The 18,335-nt window shown below is 36.4% G+C and carries 15 protein-coding genes; 10 read left to right on the top strand and 5 right to left on the bottom strand.

The window, feature by feature from the left end; translation table 11 throughout:
• The first annotated feature begins 37 nt into the window (after positions 1-37).
• The 10 genes from PT603_RS12540 to PT603_RS12495 all read left to right on the top strand — a co-directional run bounded on the left by PT603_RS12540 (position 38) and on the right by PT603_RS12495 (position 10,010).
• Positions 38-832, top strand: coding sequence for a sulfite exporter TauE/SafE family protein (locus tag PT603_RS12540; protein ID WP_008237446.1), 795 nt, complete (start codon positions 38-40; stop codon positions 830-832).
• Between the two features lie 55 nt (positions 833-887).
• The gene (locus tag PT603_RS12535; RefSeq protein ID WP_008237445.1) at positions 888-2,300 is read left to right on the top strand and encodes an MBL fold metallo-hydrolase; all 1,413 of its coding nucleotides are present in this window, start codon (positions 888-890) and stop codon (positions 2,298-2,300) included.
• A 146-nt stretch (positions 2,301-2,446) separates the two neighbouring features.
• Positions 2,447-2,671, top strand: a complete 225-nt coding sequence (locus PT603_RS12530; protein WP_008237443.1) for a heavy-metal-associated domain-containing protein — start codon at positions 2,447-2,449, stop codon at positions 2,669-2,671.
• 149 nt (positions 2,672-2,820) lie between these two features.
• The gene (locus tag PT603_RS12525; protein WP_008237440.1) at positions 2,821-4,134 is read left to right on the top strand and encodes a TolC family protein; all 1,314 of its coding nucleotides are present in this window, start codon (positions 2,821-2,823) and stop codon (positions 4,132-4,134) included.
• A 5-nt stretch (positions 4,135-4,139) separates the two neighbouring features.
• Entirely contained in the window at positions 4,140-5,213 is a 1,074-nt protein-coding gene (locus PT603_RS12520; protein ID WP_008237439.1) for an efflux RND transporter periplasmic adaptor subunit, read from the top strand.
• Positions 5,214-5,225: 12 nt separating this feature from the next.
• Complete coding sequence (locus PT603_RS12515) at positions 5,226-8,426, top strand: efflux RND transporter permease subunit (RefSeq protein ID WP_008237438.1); 3,201 nt, start codon at positions 5,226-5,228, stop codon at positions 8,424-8,426.
• A 13-nt stretch (positions 8,427-8,439) separates the two neighbouring features.
• A complete protein-coding gene (locus PT603_RS12510) occupies positions 8,440-8,745 on the top strand; it encodes a hypothetical protein (RefSeq protein WP_008237437.1) in 306 nt (101 codons plus the stop codon).
• A 14-nt stretch (positions 8,746-8,759) separates the two neighbouring features.
• Positions 8,760-8,945, top strand: coding sequence for a YgaP family membrane protein (locus PT603_RS12505; RefSeq protein ID WP_008237436.1), 186 nt, complete (start codon positions 8,760-8,762; stop codon positions 8,943-8,945).
• Positions 8,946-9,029: 84 nt separating this feature from the next.
• A complete protein-coding gene (locus PT603_RS12500) occupies positions 9,030-9,587 on the top strand; it encodes a YeeE/YedE family protein (RefSeq protein ID WP_008237435.1) in 558 nt (185 codons plus the stop codon).
• A gap of 9 nt (positions 9,588-9,596) precedes the next feature.
• Positions 9,597-10,010: a DUF6691 family protein gene (locus tag PT603_RS12495; protein ID WP_008237421.1), complete on the top strand. Its 414-nt coding sequence runs from the start codon at positions 9,597-9,599 to the stop codon at positions 10,008-10,010.
• Between the two features lie 56 nt (positions 10,011-10,066).
• Here the strand turns inward: PT603_RS12495 and PT603_RS12490 are convergent, their stop codons facing one another.
• The 5 genes from PT603_RS12490 to PT603_RS12470 all read right to left on the bottom strand — a co-directional run bounded on the left by PT603_RS12490 (position 10,067) and on the right by PT603_RS12470 (position 18,277).
• Positions 10,067-11,581, bottom strand: coding sequence for a calcineurin-like phosphoesterase C-terminal domain-containing protein (locus tag PT603_RS12490; RefSeq protein ID WP_008237419.1), 1,515 nt, complete (start codon positions 11,579-11,581; stop codon positions 10,067-10,069).
• A gap of 18 nt (positions 11,582-11,599) precedes the next feature.
• Positions 11,600-13,039 carry a SusD/RagB family nutrient-binding outer membrane lipoprotein gene (locus PT603_RS12485; protein WP_008237418.1) on the bottom strand — a complete coding sequence of 480 codons (1,440 nt, stop codon included), beginning with the start codon at positions 13,037-13,039 and terminating at the stop codon, positions 11,600-11,602.
• 30 nt (positions 13,040-13,069) lie between these two features.
• Positions 13,070-16,504 (bottom strand): SusC/RagA family TonB-linked outer membrane protein, encoded by a 3,435-nt coding sequence (locus tag PT603_RS12480; RefSeq protein WP_008237416.1) that lies wholly within the window; start codon positions 16,502-16,504, stop codon positions 13,070-13,072.
• A gap of 116 nt (positions 16,505-16,620) precedes the next feature.
• Positions 16,621-17,595, bottom strand: a complete 975-nt coding sequence (locus tag PT603_RS12475) for a FecR family protein (RefSeq protein WP_008237414.1) — start codon at positions 17,593-17,595, stop codon at positions 16,621-16,623.
• A 94-nt stretch (positions 17,596-17,689) separates the two neighbouring features.
• Positions 17,690-18,277, bottom strand: a complete 588-nt coding sequence (locus tag PT603_RS12470) for an RNA polymerase sigma factor (protein ID WP_008237412.1) — start codon at positions 18,275-18,277, stop codon at positions 17,690-17,692.
• Positions 18,278-18,335: the final 58 nt, after the last annotated feature.

The raw sequence follows: 18,335 nt of genomic DNA, 5'->3' as shown, positions 1-18,335 counted from the left end.
TGGGTACTTTTGCACCACAATCAGGAACAACCTCATCATGGATATTAATTTGCTTTTAGGGTATATTGGTGCTTTTTTTATTGGGATTATTCTAGGGCTAATTGGTGGTGGTGGATCCATTCTTACTGTTCCCATATTGGTATATTTACTTCACATTAACCCAGTAACTGCCACTGGCTATTCACTTTTTGTTGTAGGGACATCATCACTTACGGGAGCATTAATCAATATGCGTAAAAAGCTAGTTGAAATAAAAGTAGGGGTTGTATTTGCATTCCCTGCTTTCGTTGTGGTATACCTTATGCGTAGGTTTGTGATTCCTACAATTCCAAATTCCTTATTCTACATTGGATCATATGAAGTTACTAAGGACATTGCCATAATGGTGTTCTTTGCAATTGTAATGCTTATTACTTCAATTTCTATGCTTACTAATAAAAGAGAAAATATAATCACACAAGTTACTTCATATCAATACCATATCCTATTTCTTGAAGGTATTTTAGTTGGAGTTATTGCTGGACTTGTTGGAGCTGGTGGTGGATTTCTCATTATACCTGCCTTAGTATTATTTGCTAAATTACCTATGAAGAAGGCAGTAGCAACATCACTACTTATTATTTCTATAAATTCACTAATTGGATTCATGGGAGATGTTGCCACCCTAGATATTGATTGGAATTTTTTACTCCTTTTTTCTGCTATTGCAGTTGTCGGAATATTCATAGGAAGTTATCTAACCAATTTTATACCCCCTAAAAAGCTAAAAAAAGGATTTGGATGGTTTGTACTACTAATGGGTATTTACATCCTCATAAAAGAACTATGGTAAGCTCAAAAATGATTTGTAATTTTATAAGAATAAACTAGTTAAAAAAATATACAAAATGCATATTGAACAAATTTATACCGGTTGTCTAGCGCAAGGCGCCTATTATATAGAAAGTAATGGTGAAGTAGCCATTATTGATCCATTACGTGAAATACAACCTTATATAGATCGCGCAAGCAAAGACAAAGCTAAAATCAAATACATTTTTGAAACTCACTTCCATGCTGATTTTGTTAGTGGACATGTGACTCTGTCAAAAGCTACCGGTGCCCCTATCATATATGGCCCAACAGCAAATCCTTCCTTCGAGGCCATTGTTGCTAAAGACGGCCAAGAATTTAAACTGGGAGATATAACCATAATTGCACTACATACTCCTGGGCATACGATGGAAAGTACAACATATCTGCTTCGTGATGAACAAGGAAATGACCATGCAATCTTTAGCGGGGACACTCTTTTTTTAGGTGATGTGGGACGCCCAGATTTAGCCCAAAAAGCAGCGGATATGACACAAGAGCAACTTGCCGGCATACTTTTTAACAGTTTAAGAACCAAAATTATGCCTTTAGCTGATGATGTTATAGTATATCCTGCTCACGGTGCCGGTTCCGCATGTGGAAAAAACATGATGAAAGAAACTGTTGACACCCTAGGAAACCAGAAAAAAATGAACTACGCTCTTAGAGCAGATATGACGGAGGAAGAATTTATTAAAGAAGTAACCGATGGTTTACTTCCCCCGCCTTCCTACTTCCCTCTAAATGTTCAAATGAACAAAGAAGGATACGACGATATTGATGTAGTGTTGGAGCGCGGCACCAAAGCTTTAAGTCCCGCAGAATTCGAAGCCATTGCAAATGAGACAGATGCTTTGGTACTGGATGTACGCCATCAAAATGAATACATACAAGGACATATTCCTCGTTCTATATTTATAGGTATAGATGGCACTTTTGCTCCATGGGTAGGTTCATTAATTATGGACACAAAACAACCCCTCCTTTTAATAACTCCAGAAGGCAGAGAAGAGGAGGTAGTAACTCGTCTTTCCAGAGTTGGTTTTGACCAAACATTGGGGTACCTTAAAGGTGGGTTCGAAGAATGGAAGAAAGAAGGTCGTGAATATGACACAATCACATCCATTCCAGCAACGACCTTTGAAAAATTATTAAAACAGCAATCCATACCTGTCTTTGATGTACGTAAAGAAGGTGAATATCTATCTGAACATGTACAAAGCGCTCATTTAACGCCATTGGATTACATTAACGACCACCTGGCATCCTTTCCAAAAAACGATACTTTCTATATACATTGTGCAGGAGGTTACCGTTCTGTCATAGCCGCCTCTATTCTTAAAAGTAGAGGAATTCACAATTTTGTTGACGTTGCTGGAGGATTTGCTGCCATTAAAAATACAGGGATTGAAGTTACAGATTATGTATGCCCTAGTACTTTGAAATAATATATTTACTACAATATCAGCAAGAAAAAGGATGCCGTTTAGCATCCTTTTTTGGTATCATGACTTTTGTCATTTTTTCTAAGTCAAGCTAAACTTACTTTTACCAAAAGTATTGAATAGTACCAACGTATCATATTGCAGCATTCATGAAAACAGAATTAAAAGTTAAAAACATAAAATGCGGCGGTTGTGTAAACACCATTATGAAGGCAGTTTCTCAACTTAAAGGCATTACAGATGTGGCAGTAGATCAGGAAAACTCGTCAATTAGTTTTGACTACCACACGCTGAACCAGTATGGTGGTGTTATCAACAAACTCCGTGATTTAGGTTACCCTCCTATTTCCGATGAAAACACACTTGCTTTCTAGACCAAAGCAAGCTCCTTAAAACTAACACCTAACAACGGCGGGATTTATTCCCGCTTTTTTTATACTTCTCATCTTCCTTTCATTGGTAACATAGGTTACTGACTAGCCTTTGTACGAAAAGTACCTTTGCTTCACCAATTTGAAAAAAGATGAAACGAAAAACAAATTATTTATTGTTGTTTTTAGTACTGATGACAGGTCTTGTCTCTGCACAGGAAACCATTACTATTTCAAAAGCAGAAGTGCTTTTAAAAGTAATGGAAAACAACATCGAAATTCGTATGACCGAACAAGATTTTATCCAATCACGAGCAGACTACCGCCAATCTAACGCAGTGTTTCTGCCAAATATCACCCTATCACATACGGGATACACAACAACTAATCCATTAATGGCATTTGGGTCAAAACTGAATCAAGAAATCATTTCTCAAAGTGATTTCAACCCTGATTTGCTCAACAATCCTGAACGTATTACCAATTTTGCAACTAAATTAGAAGTACAACAACCGCTTTTAAACATAGATGGTGTGCTTCAACGTCAAGCGGCTAAAAATAAAATGGAAGCCGTCCAACTTCAAGGCCAACGTACTAAAGACTATATGGTTTTAAAGGTGGAAGAGTCCTATATGCAATTACAATTGGCATATAAAGCAATAAATGTATTGGAAAAAGCCTATGAAACTGCTCTAGCGAATAAAAAAATGGCGGATGATAGTTTCAAACAAGGTTATCTTCAAAAAGCTGATGTACTAGCGGTAGAAGTTAGAGTAACGGATATACAAAATCAATTATTGTATGCCAAAAGTAATGTAAAAAACGCTTCCGATTATCTTCAGTTTTTAATGGATGAAGATAACAAGACCATCCTAATTCCTTCCGATGATTTAATTGCAACAACTTCTTTAAATGAAATTGAAAGTTCACTACCAAAGAACCGTACAGATATTCAAGCGATGGAATTAGCAACAAAAGCCTATAAAAAAGCACACCAAGCAGATAACATGGCCTTTCTCCCCAGACTGAATGCCTTTGGAAGTTATGAGTTATATGATGATAAAATGTTCCAAGCGGATGCAAAGGGTTATCTTATAGGAGCACAATTGAGTTGGAACATTTTAGATGGAAGTAAGCGCATTGGTAAATCACAAAAAAGTAAAGCTGAATATGATAAAGCTGAACTACATTACCGTCAATACATTTCAAAAAGCCAAATGGAACTTGAAAAAGCACAACGTATGTTTAGTGATGTCGAAAATAAATTGAAACTTACAAAATTAGCAATGCAACAATCGGAAGAATCACTACGAATACGGACGAATCGCTTTGCTCAAGGACTTGAAAAAGCAACCGAATTATTGCAATCAGAAACACTGTATTCCCAAAAACAATTGGAATACTTACAAACAGTTTATGAATATAATTACACCCTAGCATACCTTCAATTTTTAACGAAAGCATAATCATCATGAAAATAAAGCAATATACCATTGTCCTTATAGTAGCCTCCATTTTATTTGCTGGCTGCAGTAAAAAAGAAACTATAGGAAGCACAAATGAACCTACCATTAAAGTAACTGTTAATGCTCCTACCGCCACTAACAATCCTTTACTAGCTGCTAGTGGAAAAATAGAGGCTGTAAATAGCGCAAACCTAAGCACTCGTATGATGGGATTTGTAACTAAAGTTTATGTCAATGTAGGACAAAAAGTCACAAAAGGACAATTACTCCTAGCCATCAACAATGCCGATTTACAAGCGAAACGTGCACAAATAAATGCAGGAATCATTGAAGCCACTGCTGCATTCACAAACGCGGAAAAAGACTATAAACGATTCCAGGTCCTATTTACTGAAAACAGTGCGTCTCAAAAGGAAATGGACGATATGACTGCCCGCTATCAAATGGCAAAGGCACGTCTTGAAGCAGCCAAGCAAATGAAAAATGAGATTGAAGCACAATTCGCCTATGTCAACATAACTGCGCCCTTTAACGGAATTGTAACTAATACTTTTGTTGAAGCTGGAGATATGGCAAATCCAGGAATACCTCTAGTAGCTGTTGAAGCCCCAGGAGCATTTGAGGTAAAAGCCATGGTCCCAGAATCTGAAATAAGTAGTATTACCAATGGGGTAAAAGTTTCTGTACTCGTAAAATCAATTAACACCCAGATTACAGGTACCGTTACAGAGGTAAGCTCATCAGCAAAGAATACAGGAGGCCAATACTTAGTTAAAGTAACACTAGACAGTTCTGATTCTTCCGTTCGTTCTGGTATGTATGCCACTGTACAATTCCCAGTAGAACGTAAAAATGCCCCTGACAAGGTACTTATTCCAACTTCCTCAATAATAAAGAAGGGCGAACTATCTGGAATTTATACAATTAGCCAGCAAAATACAGCTTTGCTCCGCTGGCTACGACTAGGTAGAACTTATGGTGATCAAATTGAAGTATTGGCTGGTTTAAATGCTGATGAAACATACATTGTTACAGCAGAAGGAAAATTGTTTAATGGTGCCAAAGTGGCCATTCAATAATAATATTTACAAATGAAAGAAGGATTAGCAGGCAAGATTGCCAAAGGCTTTATAGGATCGAAGCTAACCGTACTACTAATGATAGTATTCATGGTAATAGGTGTTTATAGCTCGTTTCTTATTCCTCGAGAAGAGGAGCCGCAGATAGATGTTCCAATGGCAGACATTTTTGTAGGGTACCCAGGAGCTAGCCCCAAAGAAGTGGAGTCAAGAGTGATCAAACCATTAGAAAAAATAATTTCTAATATAAAAGGTGTAGAGTACGTTTACAGTACTTCCATGAATAACCAAGGTATGGTCATTGTACAATTTTATGTAGGTGAGGATATAGAACGTTCCTACGTAAAACTTTACAATGAAATAATGAAACATATGGATGACATGCCAAAAGGTGTCACCATGCCACTTATAAAAACTAGAGCAATTGACGATGTTCCAATGCTCGCCCTTACCCTTTGGAGTGAGAATTATGATGATTATCAATTAAGGCAACTCGCCAATGAACTAACTCATGAAATTGAGAAAGTAACCGATGTTTCTATCACTAAAAAAATTGGTGGTAGGAATCGTGAAGTCCGCGTGGTACTAGATAAAGATAAGATGGCTTCCAGTGGAATTGATTTCACTAGTGTCGCTCAAAAGATTCAGGCCAATAACCAACAGCTCCCTGGAGGTAGCTTTCGCCAAAATGACATCGAATTTTTAGTGGCAACTGGTAGTTTCTTGCAAACCACGGAAGATGTGGAAAACCTAGTAGTGGGGGTCCAACAAAATCTTCCAATATACCTTAAACAAGTAGCTACAGTTGTTGACGGACCTCAACTCCCAACTTCATATGTCTCTTTCGGTTATGGCAAAGGTTCATCTCAATCTGATTCATATAGCTCAGAATATCCAGCGGTAACAGTATCTATTGCTAAACGTAAAGGAGCTGATGCCATGAAAATCTCTGAGGTAATTCTGGATAAAGTAGCTCATCTAGAATCTACTTTAATTCCGAACGATGTTCACGTAGAGGTAACTAGAAATTATGGAGAAACAGCTTCACATAAGGTATCTGAATTATTAATGCACTTAATTGGAGCCATCATAGCCGTAACAATAGTAGTAATGCTGGCTATGGGTTGGCGTGGAGGACTCGTCGTATTTCTGTCGGTACCTATTACATTCGCATTAACTTTGTTGAGTTATTACCTACTAGATTACACGCTTAATCGTATTACATTATTTGCCCTAGTATTTGTAACTGGTATTGTAGTTGATGATTCCATTATCATCGCTGAAAATATGCATAGGCATTTTAAAATGAAACGCCTTCCATTTAAGCAAGCCGCCTTATATGCTATTAATGAAGTAGGAAACCCTACTATATTAGCAACCTTTACAGTAATAGCATCTGTTTTACCAATGGCTTTTGTTAGTGGTTTGATGGGACCTTACATGAGTCCAATGCCTATAGGAGCCTCTATAGCTATGATTTTATCACTTTTTGTGGCTCTTACAATCACACCTTACCTTGGTTTTATTTTCTTACGAGAAAAAGAAAAGAAAGGAGATAAATCTGTGTTGGAACAGGAGCACAAAATGGAAGATACTGCAATTTACCGCATCTATGAAAAATTTGAGAGACCTTTAATAGAAAACCCAAAAAAACGTTGGATATTTTTAGGTTTAACTATATTTCTTTTAGTTGGCTCTATAGCCATGTTCTTTACCAAATCGGTAGCCGTAAAAATGCTCCCTTTTGACAACAAAAACGAATTTCAAGTGGTTATTGACATGCCGGAAGGAACTACACTAGAACGAACAGCTGTTGTCACAAGAGAAATAGGTCAATATCTTTCAAAAAGACCAGAGGTCGTAAATTACCAAAGTTATGTGGGTTCTTCCGCCCCTATAACATTTAATGGTCTAGTTCGCCATTATGATTTACGTGGTGCTAGTAATACTGCAGATATACAGGTAAATTTAAAAGATAAAAGTGAACGTAGTGATCAAAGTCATGATATCGCAAAAAGATTACGTCCAGATATTCAAAAAATAGCAGCTCTATATGGAGCTAACGTCAAAATTGTTGAAGTTCCACCTGGACCTCCAGTTTTATCAACTATTGTAGCCGAAGTATATGGCCCTGACTATGAAACTCAAAAAACAATTGCTAATGACATCCAATCCATTCTAAATAACACTAATGATGTAGTAGATGTAGATTGGATGGTAGAAGCCTCACAACCAGAGTATTATTTTGAAATTGACAAAGAAAAAGCAATGCTCCTAGGTATAGCTCCTCAACAAATTACCCAAACATTAAATTTGGCTTTAGGTGACAGAGCAATTACCAACCTATATGATCAAAATGCCACCCAATCAATTGGTATTGTATTAGCATTAGATGAACAGGAAAAATCGACAATTGATGATATAGCACAATTAAAAATTGCCGCACCATCAGGAAATATGGTAGCCGTAGGTGATTTAGCTGAAATCAAGAAACGCTCTCAGCATCAAAGTATCTACCGTAAAAACCAAAAGCAAGTAGTGTATGTTTTAGCAGATATGGCTGGAGAGTTAGAGAGTCCTGTTTATGCAATCCTAGGCATGGAAGAAAAACTAAAAGAAATAAAACTTCCAGAGGGGTATAGCATTAACGAATTATACATTCAACAACCCGATTATGAAGATAATTATACAGTGAAATGGGATGGGGAATGGCAAATAACATTAGAAGTATTCCGCGATCTTGGAATTGCCTTCTTAGGTGTTATTTTTATCATTTACATACTTATTGTAGGTTGGTTCCAGAACTTTAAAGCGCCTGTAGTCATGATGGTTGCTATACCGCTATCAATGGTAGGGATTGTAGTTGGTCACTGGATAATGGGGGCCTTCTTTACAGCGACTTCTTTTATCGGAATGATTGCATTGGCAGGTATCATGGTTCGTAATTCGGTATTACTAATAGATTTTGTAAACTTACGTTTAGCAGAAGGAATTCCGCTTAAACAAGCAGTTATTGAAGCAGGTGCTGTCCGTACTACACCCATTTTACTTACTGCTGGAACAGTTGTAATTGGTGCATTCGTTATCCTCTTTGACCCTATTTTCCAAGGATTGGCTATTTCCCTAATGGGAGGGACAATTGCTTCTACAATATTGACCCTCTTGGTAGTACCATTAGTGTACTATATGATTGAAAAGAAAAATTATAACTAATCATCAAAGACCTATGAAACTTGTTATTGTAACCACTGTTTCCGCCTTCCAAAAGGATGTGTTGAAACTATTTAAACAAGCCGACATTGAAGCCTTTAGTAGCTCCGAAATTGATGGCTATAAAACGGCTCCATCGCTTATGGCAACCCAGACCTGGTTCCCGAGTGAAAAAGGAGGACATGAATCGCTTATGTTCTTTTCCTTTACCAAAGCTTCTAAAATAGAATCACTTTTTAAGCTTATTGAATCATTTAACAATCAAATGGAAACAAATAATCCCATAAGGGCTATTGTAATTCCAGTAGAAAAACACATCTAATTAAATTCCAATATATGAAAAACAGAATTGTACGCGGCGTAGCCGGATCGTTTATCCTTATCAGTCTACTTTTAGCTGTTTATGTAAATATAAACTGGTTATGGTTTACTGCTTTTGTAGGAGCTAATCTATTTCAATCTTCACTTACCAAATGGTGTTTATTGGAAGACATCTTAAAAAAATTCGGCATAAAAGAGTAATCCCCCCAATCCGAATTTTCTGAAAAGAGGTAATGCTAATGCATTACCTCTTTCTGTTTCCTATCTTTGTCAAAAATACTAACTATGGAAATTATTTTACAACCTTGGCCTTGGTACATTTCAGGGTTACTAATCGCATTTACCATGTTTCTCTTACTGATAGTAGGAAAACGATTTGGAATGTCATCTAACTTGAAAACGATTTGCACCCTATGCGGAGCAGGTAAGAAATCAAATTTTTTCAATTTCAATTGGAGGGATCAGAGTTGGAATCTGATGGTTGTAGTTGGAGTTTTTTTAGGTGGGTTTATCGCTCATCATTTTCTTAGCGACGGCACTGCTCCTCAACTCAACCAGGATATGATATCTACATTAGAAACATACAATATCAATTCAACAAATAAGGTTTATATGCCCACCGAACTATTTGGAAATGAAGCATTCACTAATATTAAAATCATAATCTTATTACTTATTGGAGGATTTATGGTAGGTTTCGGTTCTCGCTATGCAGACGGCTGTACTTCAGGTCACGCCATTTCAGGATTAAGTAACTTACAATTACCAAGCCTAATAGCCGTTATTGGCTTTTTTATTGGTGGATTACTGATGATTCATTTTTTATTTCCTATCATTTTTTAAAATACTTTTATGAAAAACAGTATATATCTTATTATTGGAACCTTCTTCGGCATTGTATTATATAAATCTGAAGCGGCTTCATGGTTTAGAATTTTTGAAATGTTTCATTTCAAATCATTTCATATGTATGGTATAATTGGTGTGGCGGTAATTACAGGAATAGTCATTGTCTACTTTATTAAAAAAACGAAATTGAAAAATATAGAAGGAACTCCTATACGCATAGAAGCAAAATCTAGAGGCTGGAAAAATTATCTATATGGAGGTATAATTTTCGGTTTAGGTTGGGCATTGGCTGGTGCTTGCCCCGGACCAATGTTTGTGCTGGCTGGTGCAGGGTTTTGGCCTATTCTTATCGTAATTTTCGGAGGGCTATTGGGTACCTTTGTGTATGGTCTTATCAAAGATAAATTACCCCATTAATAGCAAAAGCCCTGAAGACTACAACTTCAGGGCTTTCTATTAATCAACACTAGGTATTAAACAGTAACAGTTTCAGAATAAACATTTCCAAATCTATCAACCGCTTCTACTTTTATTGTTTTAGCCTTCGGGGAAGGATCAAAGAAAAACATGTGATCTGAAAGCTGAGGCTCCACCCACTTCCTTCTTTTAGGCAATTCAGGTCCATCATGCAATTCGATACTTAATGGATCTCTTGCTACAATTCGCTCCGGAGCACCTTTAGATTTACCATTTTCAAACCAAGTAATTGTCCATTCTGGGTCCCAATTCCAAATATTTACACACCAGCGATCCTGAAATTCTGGATGACGCCCTTTTTCATATACCCTTAATTGATGGGTTTTATCTTTTCCAGTAGATTTATAATACCAACTTAGTTTAGACCCTTCAACACTGTACACCCCATAACCACTAGGTGTGCCATCATAACAGATAGGGCCACTCCACCAAGCGCCACAAAGAGTTCCATGACAATGCTCAAAAAGATTGTCCTTTAGAAGCATATTATCATTGAAATGCGTATGTCCTGATAAAATATGTGTATTATAAGGTTCCAACAACTTATAAAGATGTTGTCGATTATTTACAATTCCACCAATGGAGTCACGATCTGGATACCTTTTTACAGCACCTGTATAAGTAGGTATATGTAAGGCTACGACAACCGTTGTACCATGAGGCACATAGCTTAGATCCTTTTCTAACCAAGAAAGTTGAACTTCGTTAATGTAGCCTATGTACTTTTTATCCACCCCTATAAAGAAAACATCATCAAGAACAACATAATGAACATCTCCTCTATTGAACGAATAGTATTGAGGCCCAAAAAGTTGATTAAATGTACTGGTAGTCATTTCATCACTCCTAACACCTAAGTCCATATCATGATTTCCTAATACTTGAAAAAAGGGCACACCTGTACTTTTAATTCCTTCATTATAATCCTTAAATAGTTCCAAACGATCAAAGACTAAATCACCACATCCTATCCCGAAAACATTACTAGACTCAATACTTTCAATTGTCTTCTTGACATCTGGCATGGCTACAGTTAAAAACTGTTCAACCTCATAAGCATTTTGAATTTGAGGATCAGCCAACACCACAAAGTGATGTTTTTTATCGCTCTCTTTCAGTTCTTCTAATTCAAAATGAATCTCTTGTTCTGGATTCTCTTTTACAATTGGCAAAAAGAAGCGAGCAGAACCATTTTGTAAACTATTGATTTTATAGCCAGAAGGCGTGCTCATGTAAATAAAATCTTGAGAAGGACTAGTTATTAGACTAAAACTCCCATTTTCATCGGTACTTGTTACAGTTACTCCATCAGTAATAACTACATTTGACAAAGCATAACCACCGGAAGTAACACTCCCTTTTATGTCAATGGTTGCCAATCCTTGAAACGGTTCTTTATCCAGAACTTTATGTACTGGTTGTCCCAGCAAGGTGGAAGGTAAAAAACCTACAGACGCTGCACCGCCAGCGGCGATTCCTATTTTTTTAAGAAAGTCTCTTCTATCTTTCATTGTACTCTTTTTTTACTATTAATCTACTATATCCCACCAAACTTTCGTATTGATATCATCACCCCCAATTCGTTTTACAACTTCCTCATAATTAGTAGAGTTCTGAACCCGAATATCTAGTGGATAATACAAACGTGAAGGCATCACTCCATCATTAAGCATAGAAGTTGTTGTAGGAAGTTCAGGAAACCCAGTACGTCTATATTCAAACCACTGTTGATAGCCATTAAAATATAAAGCGTAATATTTTTGAAGCATTATACGCTCCAAACTTCCGTCGTAAGCGGTATAAGGGTTATCAAAATAGGTTTCCGGAATATTTACTCCCCATAATTCCATAGCAGCCTTTACTCCTTCTTCATAATAATGCTGGGCATTATCAATATATCCTCTTTGTGCCAATTCTGCCTTTATAAAACACACTTCAGAAAAAGTCAATATAGGAAGTATCATAGGGTTCTCTACCATTGAAATTTCCAGTGTAGAAGCATTATAGTTGAATTGAGATTCGGATCCATCGTAAGCGCTCGGAATACCTACATAACCAATATCCATATTATCGGAATTGGTAGCTTTAGTTGCAAAAACGTCCCTTCGTGGATCTTCAAAATTATTTAGATTATTTAAAAAGAAAGTAGACATTTTTCTATTAAGTCTAAAATCCTGTGTTCGACTCCAAGGAGATATATTTGGGTTAACACCTGTAACCTGCAAAACTGCAGCTTCTTCAGTACTAGTAAAAACGGGGTACAAATTAGGGTTGTTAAGCATAAATGTCATTTTTGCGAATGCCTGTGTCTCTACCCTATTTGATATCCGTAATAATAATCTTAAATGTAAAGAATTGGTAAATTTCTTCCAAAGCTTAATATCGTTTCCAAAAAGTATATCTGGAGAATAGACCATTGAACTAGAGGTGTCGTATAAGGTGTTGGCTTGCTCCAAATTGGCCAATAATTGAGTATAAATTTCTTCTTGAGTATCAAATTTAGGACGAAGAATTCCTTGATCTCCTTTAGAGGCTTCACTCATTGGAATATCACCAAAAACATCAGTTAATTCAGCATACACCAAGGTTTTAAGAGTTAATGAAATAGCCTTATAATTAACATCCTTATAGGCATCGGCTGCTAATTCCATTTCTCTAATATTTGCCGCCCATTTGTAATAAGCATTCCAAGTAGATGCACCTAAATTATCCGTAATCTCATAACGGTGAACCCCCCCATAAACGCTTGGAAAAGGTAGATTTACTTGCATAAGATAATCAGTAATTTGCCAACCACCTCTGTAAACATTATGTGACGCAACTTCATATATTATTGGATTCAATAATGTTGCTGGACTAATATGCTCTACCAAATTTGGATTTTTGTTCAAATCTTCAAATGAACTTGTACACCCTTGTGCAACTAAAAGTGACACTATACCTAAAAAGGATTTTTTCAATACGCTCATATACGTAATTTTAATATTCTTTAAATAATTTTAAAATTCAACTTTAAGACTCATACCATAGGTTGCAGGTGAAGGTAGCTGTCCCATTTCTATTCCAGGTAGCAAAGTGTCACCATTTAGTGCTGCCGATTCTGGATCATAAATTGGAAAATCAGAAATTACAGCTAGGTTTCTTCCATAGAATGAAACGTTCGCATTTCTAAATCCTGTTTTGGAAATAAGTTGTCTTGGAATAGAATAGGTAAGACTAATTTCTCGTAGCTTAATAAATGAAGCGTCAAATGAATTGGATTCTACATTTGCTCTCCTATAATACTCCTTATAGTATTGGGGAACACCAACCTTTGTAGTATTGGGAGAAAAAGTGCCGTCGGAATTAGCTACAACTCCATCGCCAATAATGTAACCATCCTCTCTACCGTAAAGAGTATGTTTTAATTTACCTTGCTCTGAGGCCTTATGAAAAGTTTGAGAATACACAATACCACCATACTGACCATCCAGCGTTACATTCAATTTAAGATTTTTATAGGTAAAGGTATTTACCCAGCCTGCTTTCCAATCAGCATATGCACTTCCTTGATACGATATTTCACTTGGCTGAATAGGCATTCCTTTCGAGTTATACAAAATTTGGCCTTCCTCATTCCGAACAAAACCATACCCATAGATATCTCCAGTAGACCCTCCCACTTTTGCAATCAGGGTTGCACTACCTCCATTACCCAATATTTGCTGATCTTCTCCCTCCAATGCTTCTGCTAATTCTAATATTTTGTTATAATTACGTGCCCAGGTTACAGTTGTTTGCCATGAAAATGACGATGTTTTTACAGGAGTACCGTTAACCATTAGTTCTACCCCTTGGTTACGAACTTTTCCAGCATTCAAAATTGCACGGCTATATCCTGTAACCCAATTAAGTGGAACTTCTAAAATTTGGTTTTCTGTAAATGTTCGATACACTGCTGCATCAAACCCCAAACGATTCCCAAATAAACGATACTCCATACCCGCCTCATAACTAGTGGTTATTTCAGGTTTGAAATTGATATTATGCATGGTAGAGGGGGCTGTAGCAGAACTTGGAAAATCACTCTGAGAATAATACTTACTGGTACGATAGGGTTGAGTATCATTTCCAACCTGAGCAACGGAAAATCTTAGCTTAGCGTAATCAATAGATTTAGGAAATTGTAACAACTCACTTAAAACTATACTTGCATTAGCTGAGGGGTAAAAGAATGACCAATTATCTTGTGGCAAGGTACTTGACCAATCATTACGAGCAGTAAGATCTAAGAAAATACTATTTTGGTAAGCCCAAGAAATCATCCCATATAAACTATTGACCTTTTTATTACTATCAAGTGAACGAACTGATGCTGGACTTATACCATTTGATAATTTATAAATTCCAGGCACAACTAATCCATCTTCCGTAGCTGCATCAAGTCTTCGGTATCTAAAATCCATAGCATTACCTCCTACTGAAGTTGATAAATCAAAATCACCAAATGCATTTTTATAAGTAAGTAAAAAATCCACATTGGTTTCTTGTGCATAAATATTCTGTTTTTTATAATACCCTCTACCAAAACGGTTAGTATCAAATGGACGTTTTTGTTCGCGATCTTGATGATTGGTATTTAATCCTGTACGAACCATGAAATCAAAATAATCACTTAATTTGATATTTGCACTAAGAGTTCCAGTTACTCCATTGCTATTGATTCCATTAAGCACCTCATAAGCAATCAGGTATGGGTTCTCTATATAAGAACTAAAAGGCTTTATCTGACTTACCTGATATCTACCTTCTTTCCAAATTGGACGATACCATTCCAAATCAACATTTGGATTTTGAAAAATCTCAAAATAATTAATTGAGTGATTATTGTAACCTGTACCAGGTAGATTATCACTTGTTCTATTCGTGTAATTCACCACTGAGTTTAATCGAATGCGATCAGAAACCTGATAACTCCCTTTGAGAGAGACTGCTAAACGTTCAAATCCAGTATTAGGCATAATCCATTCATTCTTACTATGTGTGAATGAGGCTCTCATATTTCCTTTACTATCACCTCCTTCAATTGAAACGTTGTTAGTATAGGTAGTACCTGTACGCCAAAAATCCTTTCGATTATTCTTATAAGGTTTCCACAATGTTCTGTCTTGGGAACGTCCCTCCAATATAGGATCATATTGATAATAATACTGTCCGTCAAACTTAGGCCCAAAGGCACTACTAGTCCCACTTGTACTAGCACCATCCTCGGTAACACCGTAAGAATAATACAACTCACCATCGCTATTTCGAGCCATTGTCCCTTGTCCATATTCATACTGCCATTCAGGCCACTCTTGAATAATATCAACACTAGCATTACTACTGAAAGTAACTCCCAAACCTTTTTCTACTTTTCCTGATTTCGTGGTAATCATGATCGCACCATTAGCTGCTCTACTTCCGTAGAGTGCTGTTGCACCAGCACCTTTTAACACGGTAACACTTTCAATATCTTCAGGATTAATATCCACAATTCCGTTGCCATAATCAACAGGAACGTCTTCTTCCATGTAGGCATTATTATTACCTGAAGATGTAAGACCACTATAGACTGGAATACCATCTACAACTATTAATGCTGCATTACCATTAGCTCCTAATGAACGTTCTCCCCTCAATGTTATTTGCTGTGAGTTCATGGGTCCTGAGCCTGATGTTACTATATTTAATCCTGCTACTTTTCCCCTTAATGCCTCTCCCCAGTTATTGGCTCTGGCATGTGTCATACTCTCGGCTTGGATCGTCTGTTGTGCATACCCTAGCTGTTTCTCTTCCCTTTTAATTCCAAGAGCAGTTACAACCACCTCATCTAAAGAATTTACATCTTCTTGAAGCGTAACTGAAACGGATGTACCAATTCTAAAAGGAACCTCCAATATTTTATAGCCAATAAAAGAGATTACTAATGTGCCTGAAGGCTGATTTACTTTTAATTCAAACTTTCCATCAAAATCAGTGGTCGTCCCCTGAGAAACACCCTTTAACATCACGGTCGCTCCAGGTAAAGGTATTCCATCCGGATCTTTTACCACCCCATGTATAGTTTGTTGTATAGAGGAAGAACGTGTAATTGTTATGGTTGAATTAATATTTTTATAAGAATAGCCCTCTTTTTTTAGATCATTCAGAATGAATTCTACTGTATTTTGAGGATAGTAAAATGATTTTCTAGTAGTCTGACGAATTGACTCATCATAAACAAATGAAAAATCTGTTTGACGTTGAATAGCCAAAAATAATTGTTCAACTGAAGCATTTTCTAACATAACCGAAACAGTTGCTTTAAGACTACTTGATTCACTTACATTTGAAGCAGATGCAGTAAACACCATTAGAAAACTGAGACATACGATTAAGCTTCTACTAAGTAATTTTTCTATTTTTGTATACATGGATTGGTTGTAAAATTTTTTCGAAATCTTTTATAATTCAATTTATTAGCTTTAGTTTTTACTGAAGTTTTTGGCCCGTTTTGTTGCAGCAAAGCGGGTTTTTTAATTTTAAAGTGTTACATAGGCTTCTTTTTTTGGAGATTTTGTGTGGAGGGATAATACCAAATTATGGTATAAGGGTCAGTATAACGGTACTTCACTCCTTTTAAAAAAGAGATACTTTCCAATACATTTTCTATTTTAGGAGATTTATAAACTCCTGTCAATTTCAAATCAGAAATATGATTAGTATCAAATAGAATGGTAACTCCATACTTCTGTTCAAGAATAAAAGCAACTTCTTTCAGAGTGGCGTTATCAAATTCTAATGTTTGCAGCCTCCAACTTGAATAACGACCCGCAGGCTCTTCAGTTACAAATAAATGCTTAGTTCTTTGAGATACAAGCACCTGTTCATTGGCCTTCAAAATTACTTGTTCATTTGGACTATTCTCAGCTTGTACTGCCACTTTTCCACTCATTACATTAACACGTGAATCTCTATCCTTGTAGGCAGAGACATTGAATGAAGTTCCTAAGACTTTTGTATGCATTAATTTCGTTACGACTACAAAAGGCTTCGAGCTATCTTTAACCACCTGAAAAAAAGCTTCCCCTTCTAAGGTAACCGTTCGAGAATCTGTAAACCGGCTAGGATAACGCACTATACTTCCCGAATTTAATACCACGAGGGATCCATCTGGTAAAATAACTTCTCTTTTTTGACCATCATAAGTCACCTCTTCAATCATACTCGGACTAGTAACAAAATAGTAACCCATTGAAATCATAGTAACTAAAAATGCAATGGCCGCAGCTATTCGTACAATAGTATACCGAAGATTAGATTGCTCATCTATTCGCTGTTTAATATGTAAGAGCATGCGCATACGACTAGCATCTTCATCGGTAAGCTCCCAATTAAGTTTTCGTTCTTGAAGTGCAGTTAAAAAATGCTCAAAAACTTCTTTCTCTTTAGTTGAACATAGATCTTTTGAATACCTATAGGCCAACCTCATAAATGCATCTTTATTCAATGGAAATAATTTCATTATTCAACAGTAAGTCGAAAATAAAGGATGGAACACGTAGTCACAAATAGAAAAAACAGCAGTCTTAATACAGAATTAAAACAGCTTATTTTTCTTAACTTTTAGACAACATAAGCGCAACAAAAACAAAAACTACTGAAGGAACGATTTGTAGATTACTACGAAGATGACGCAAGGCATGACTGATATGTGTCTCCACAGTCCGAATTGAAATATTAAGTCTATTTGCTATCTCAGCATTTGAAAGATGTTTAAATCTACTAAGATAAAAGACCTCTTTACACTTAGAGGGTAATGATTCCATGGCATGAAAAACCTCTTCTTCTAATTCATGATAATTAGTAGAATACAGAGAAGTGACAGAATCTAACGAAGCCAGCACCTCATCGTGAATATAAGTAAAACGAAGCTTTTTAAGTGTATCGGCAACCTTGTATTTCACAGCTTGATATAGGTATCCTTCTAAATGTTCAATAAAAGTAACTGAGGCTTTTTCCCATAGACTAATAAAGACCTCTTGCACTATATCTTCACAGATAGCCTCATCCTCATAAATCTTATACGCATATACATACAATCTTTTCCAATATCGCTCATACACTTCTTCAAAAGCCAAACTGTCCTTTTGGCTTAACCTCAAGCTAAGTTCTTCAGAAGAAATTGTTGAAAGGGGTCTTTTCATCTCTTTTGCCACAAGGGTGTAAAAAGATGAATTATTTTACTCCTGTCAAAAAAATAAG

Source organism: Imtechella halotolerans, from assembly GCF_028743515.2.
GTDB classification, from domain to species: Bacteria; Bacteroidota; Bacteroidia; order Flavobacteriales; family Flavobacteriaceae; genus Imtechella; species Imtechella halotolerans.
This window is presented reverse-complemented; position numbering and strand designations above follow the sequence as displayed.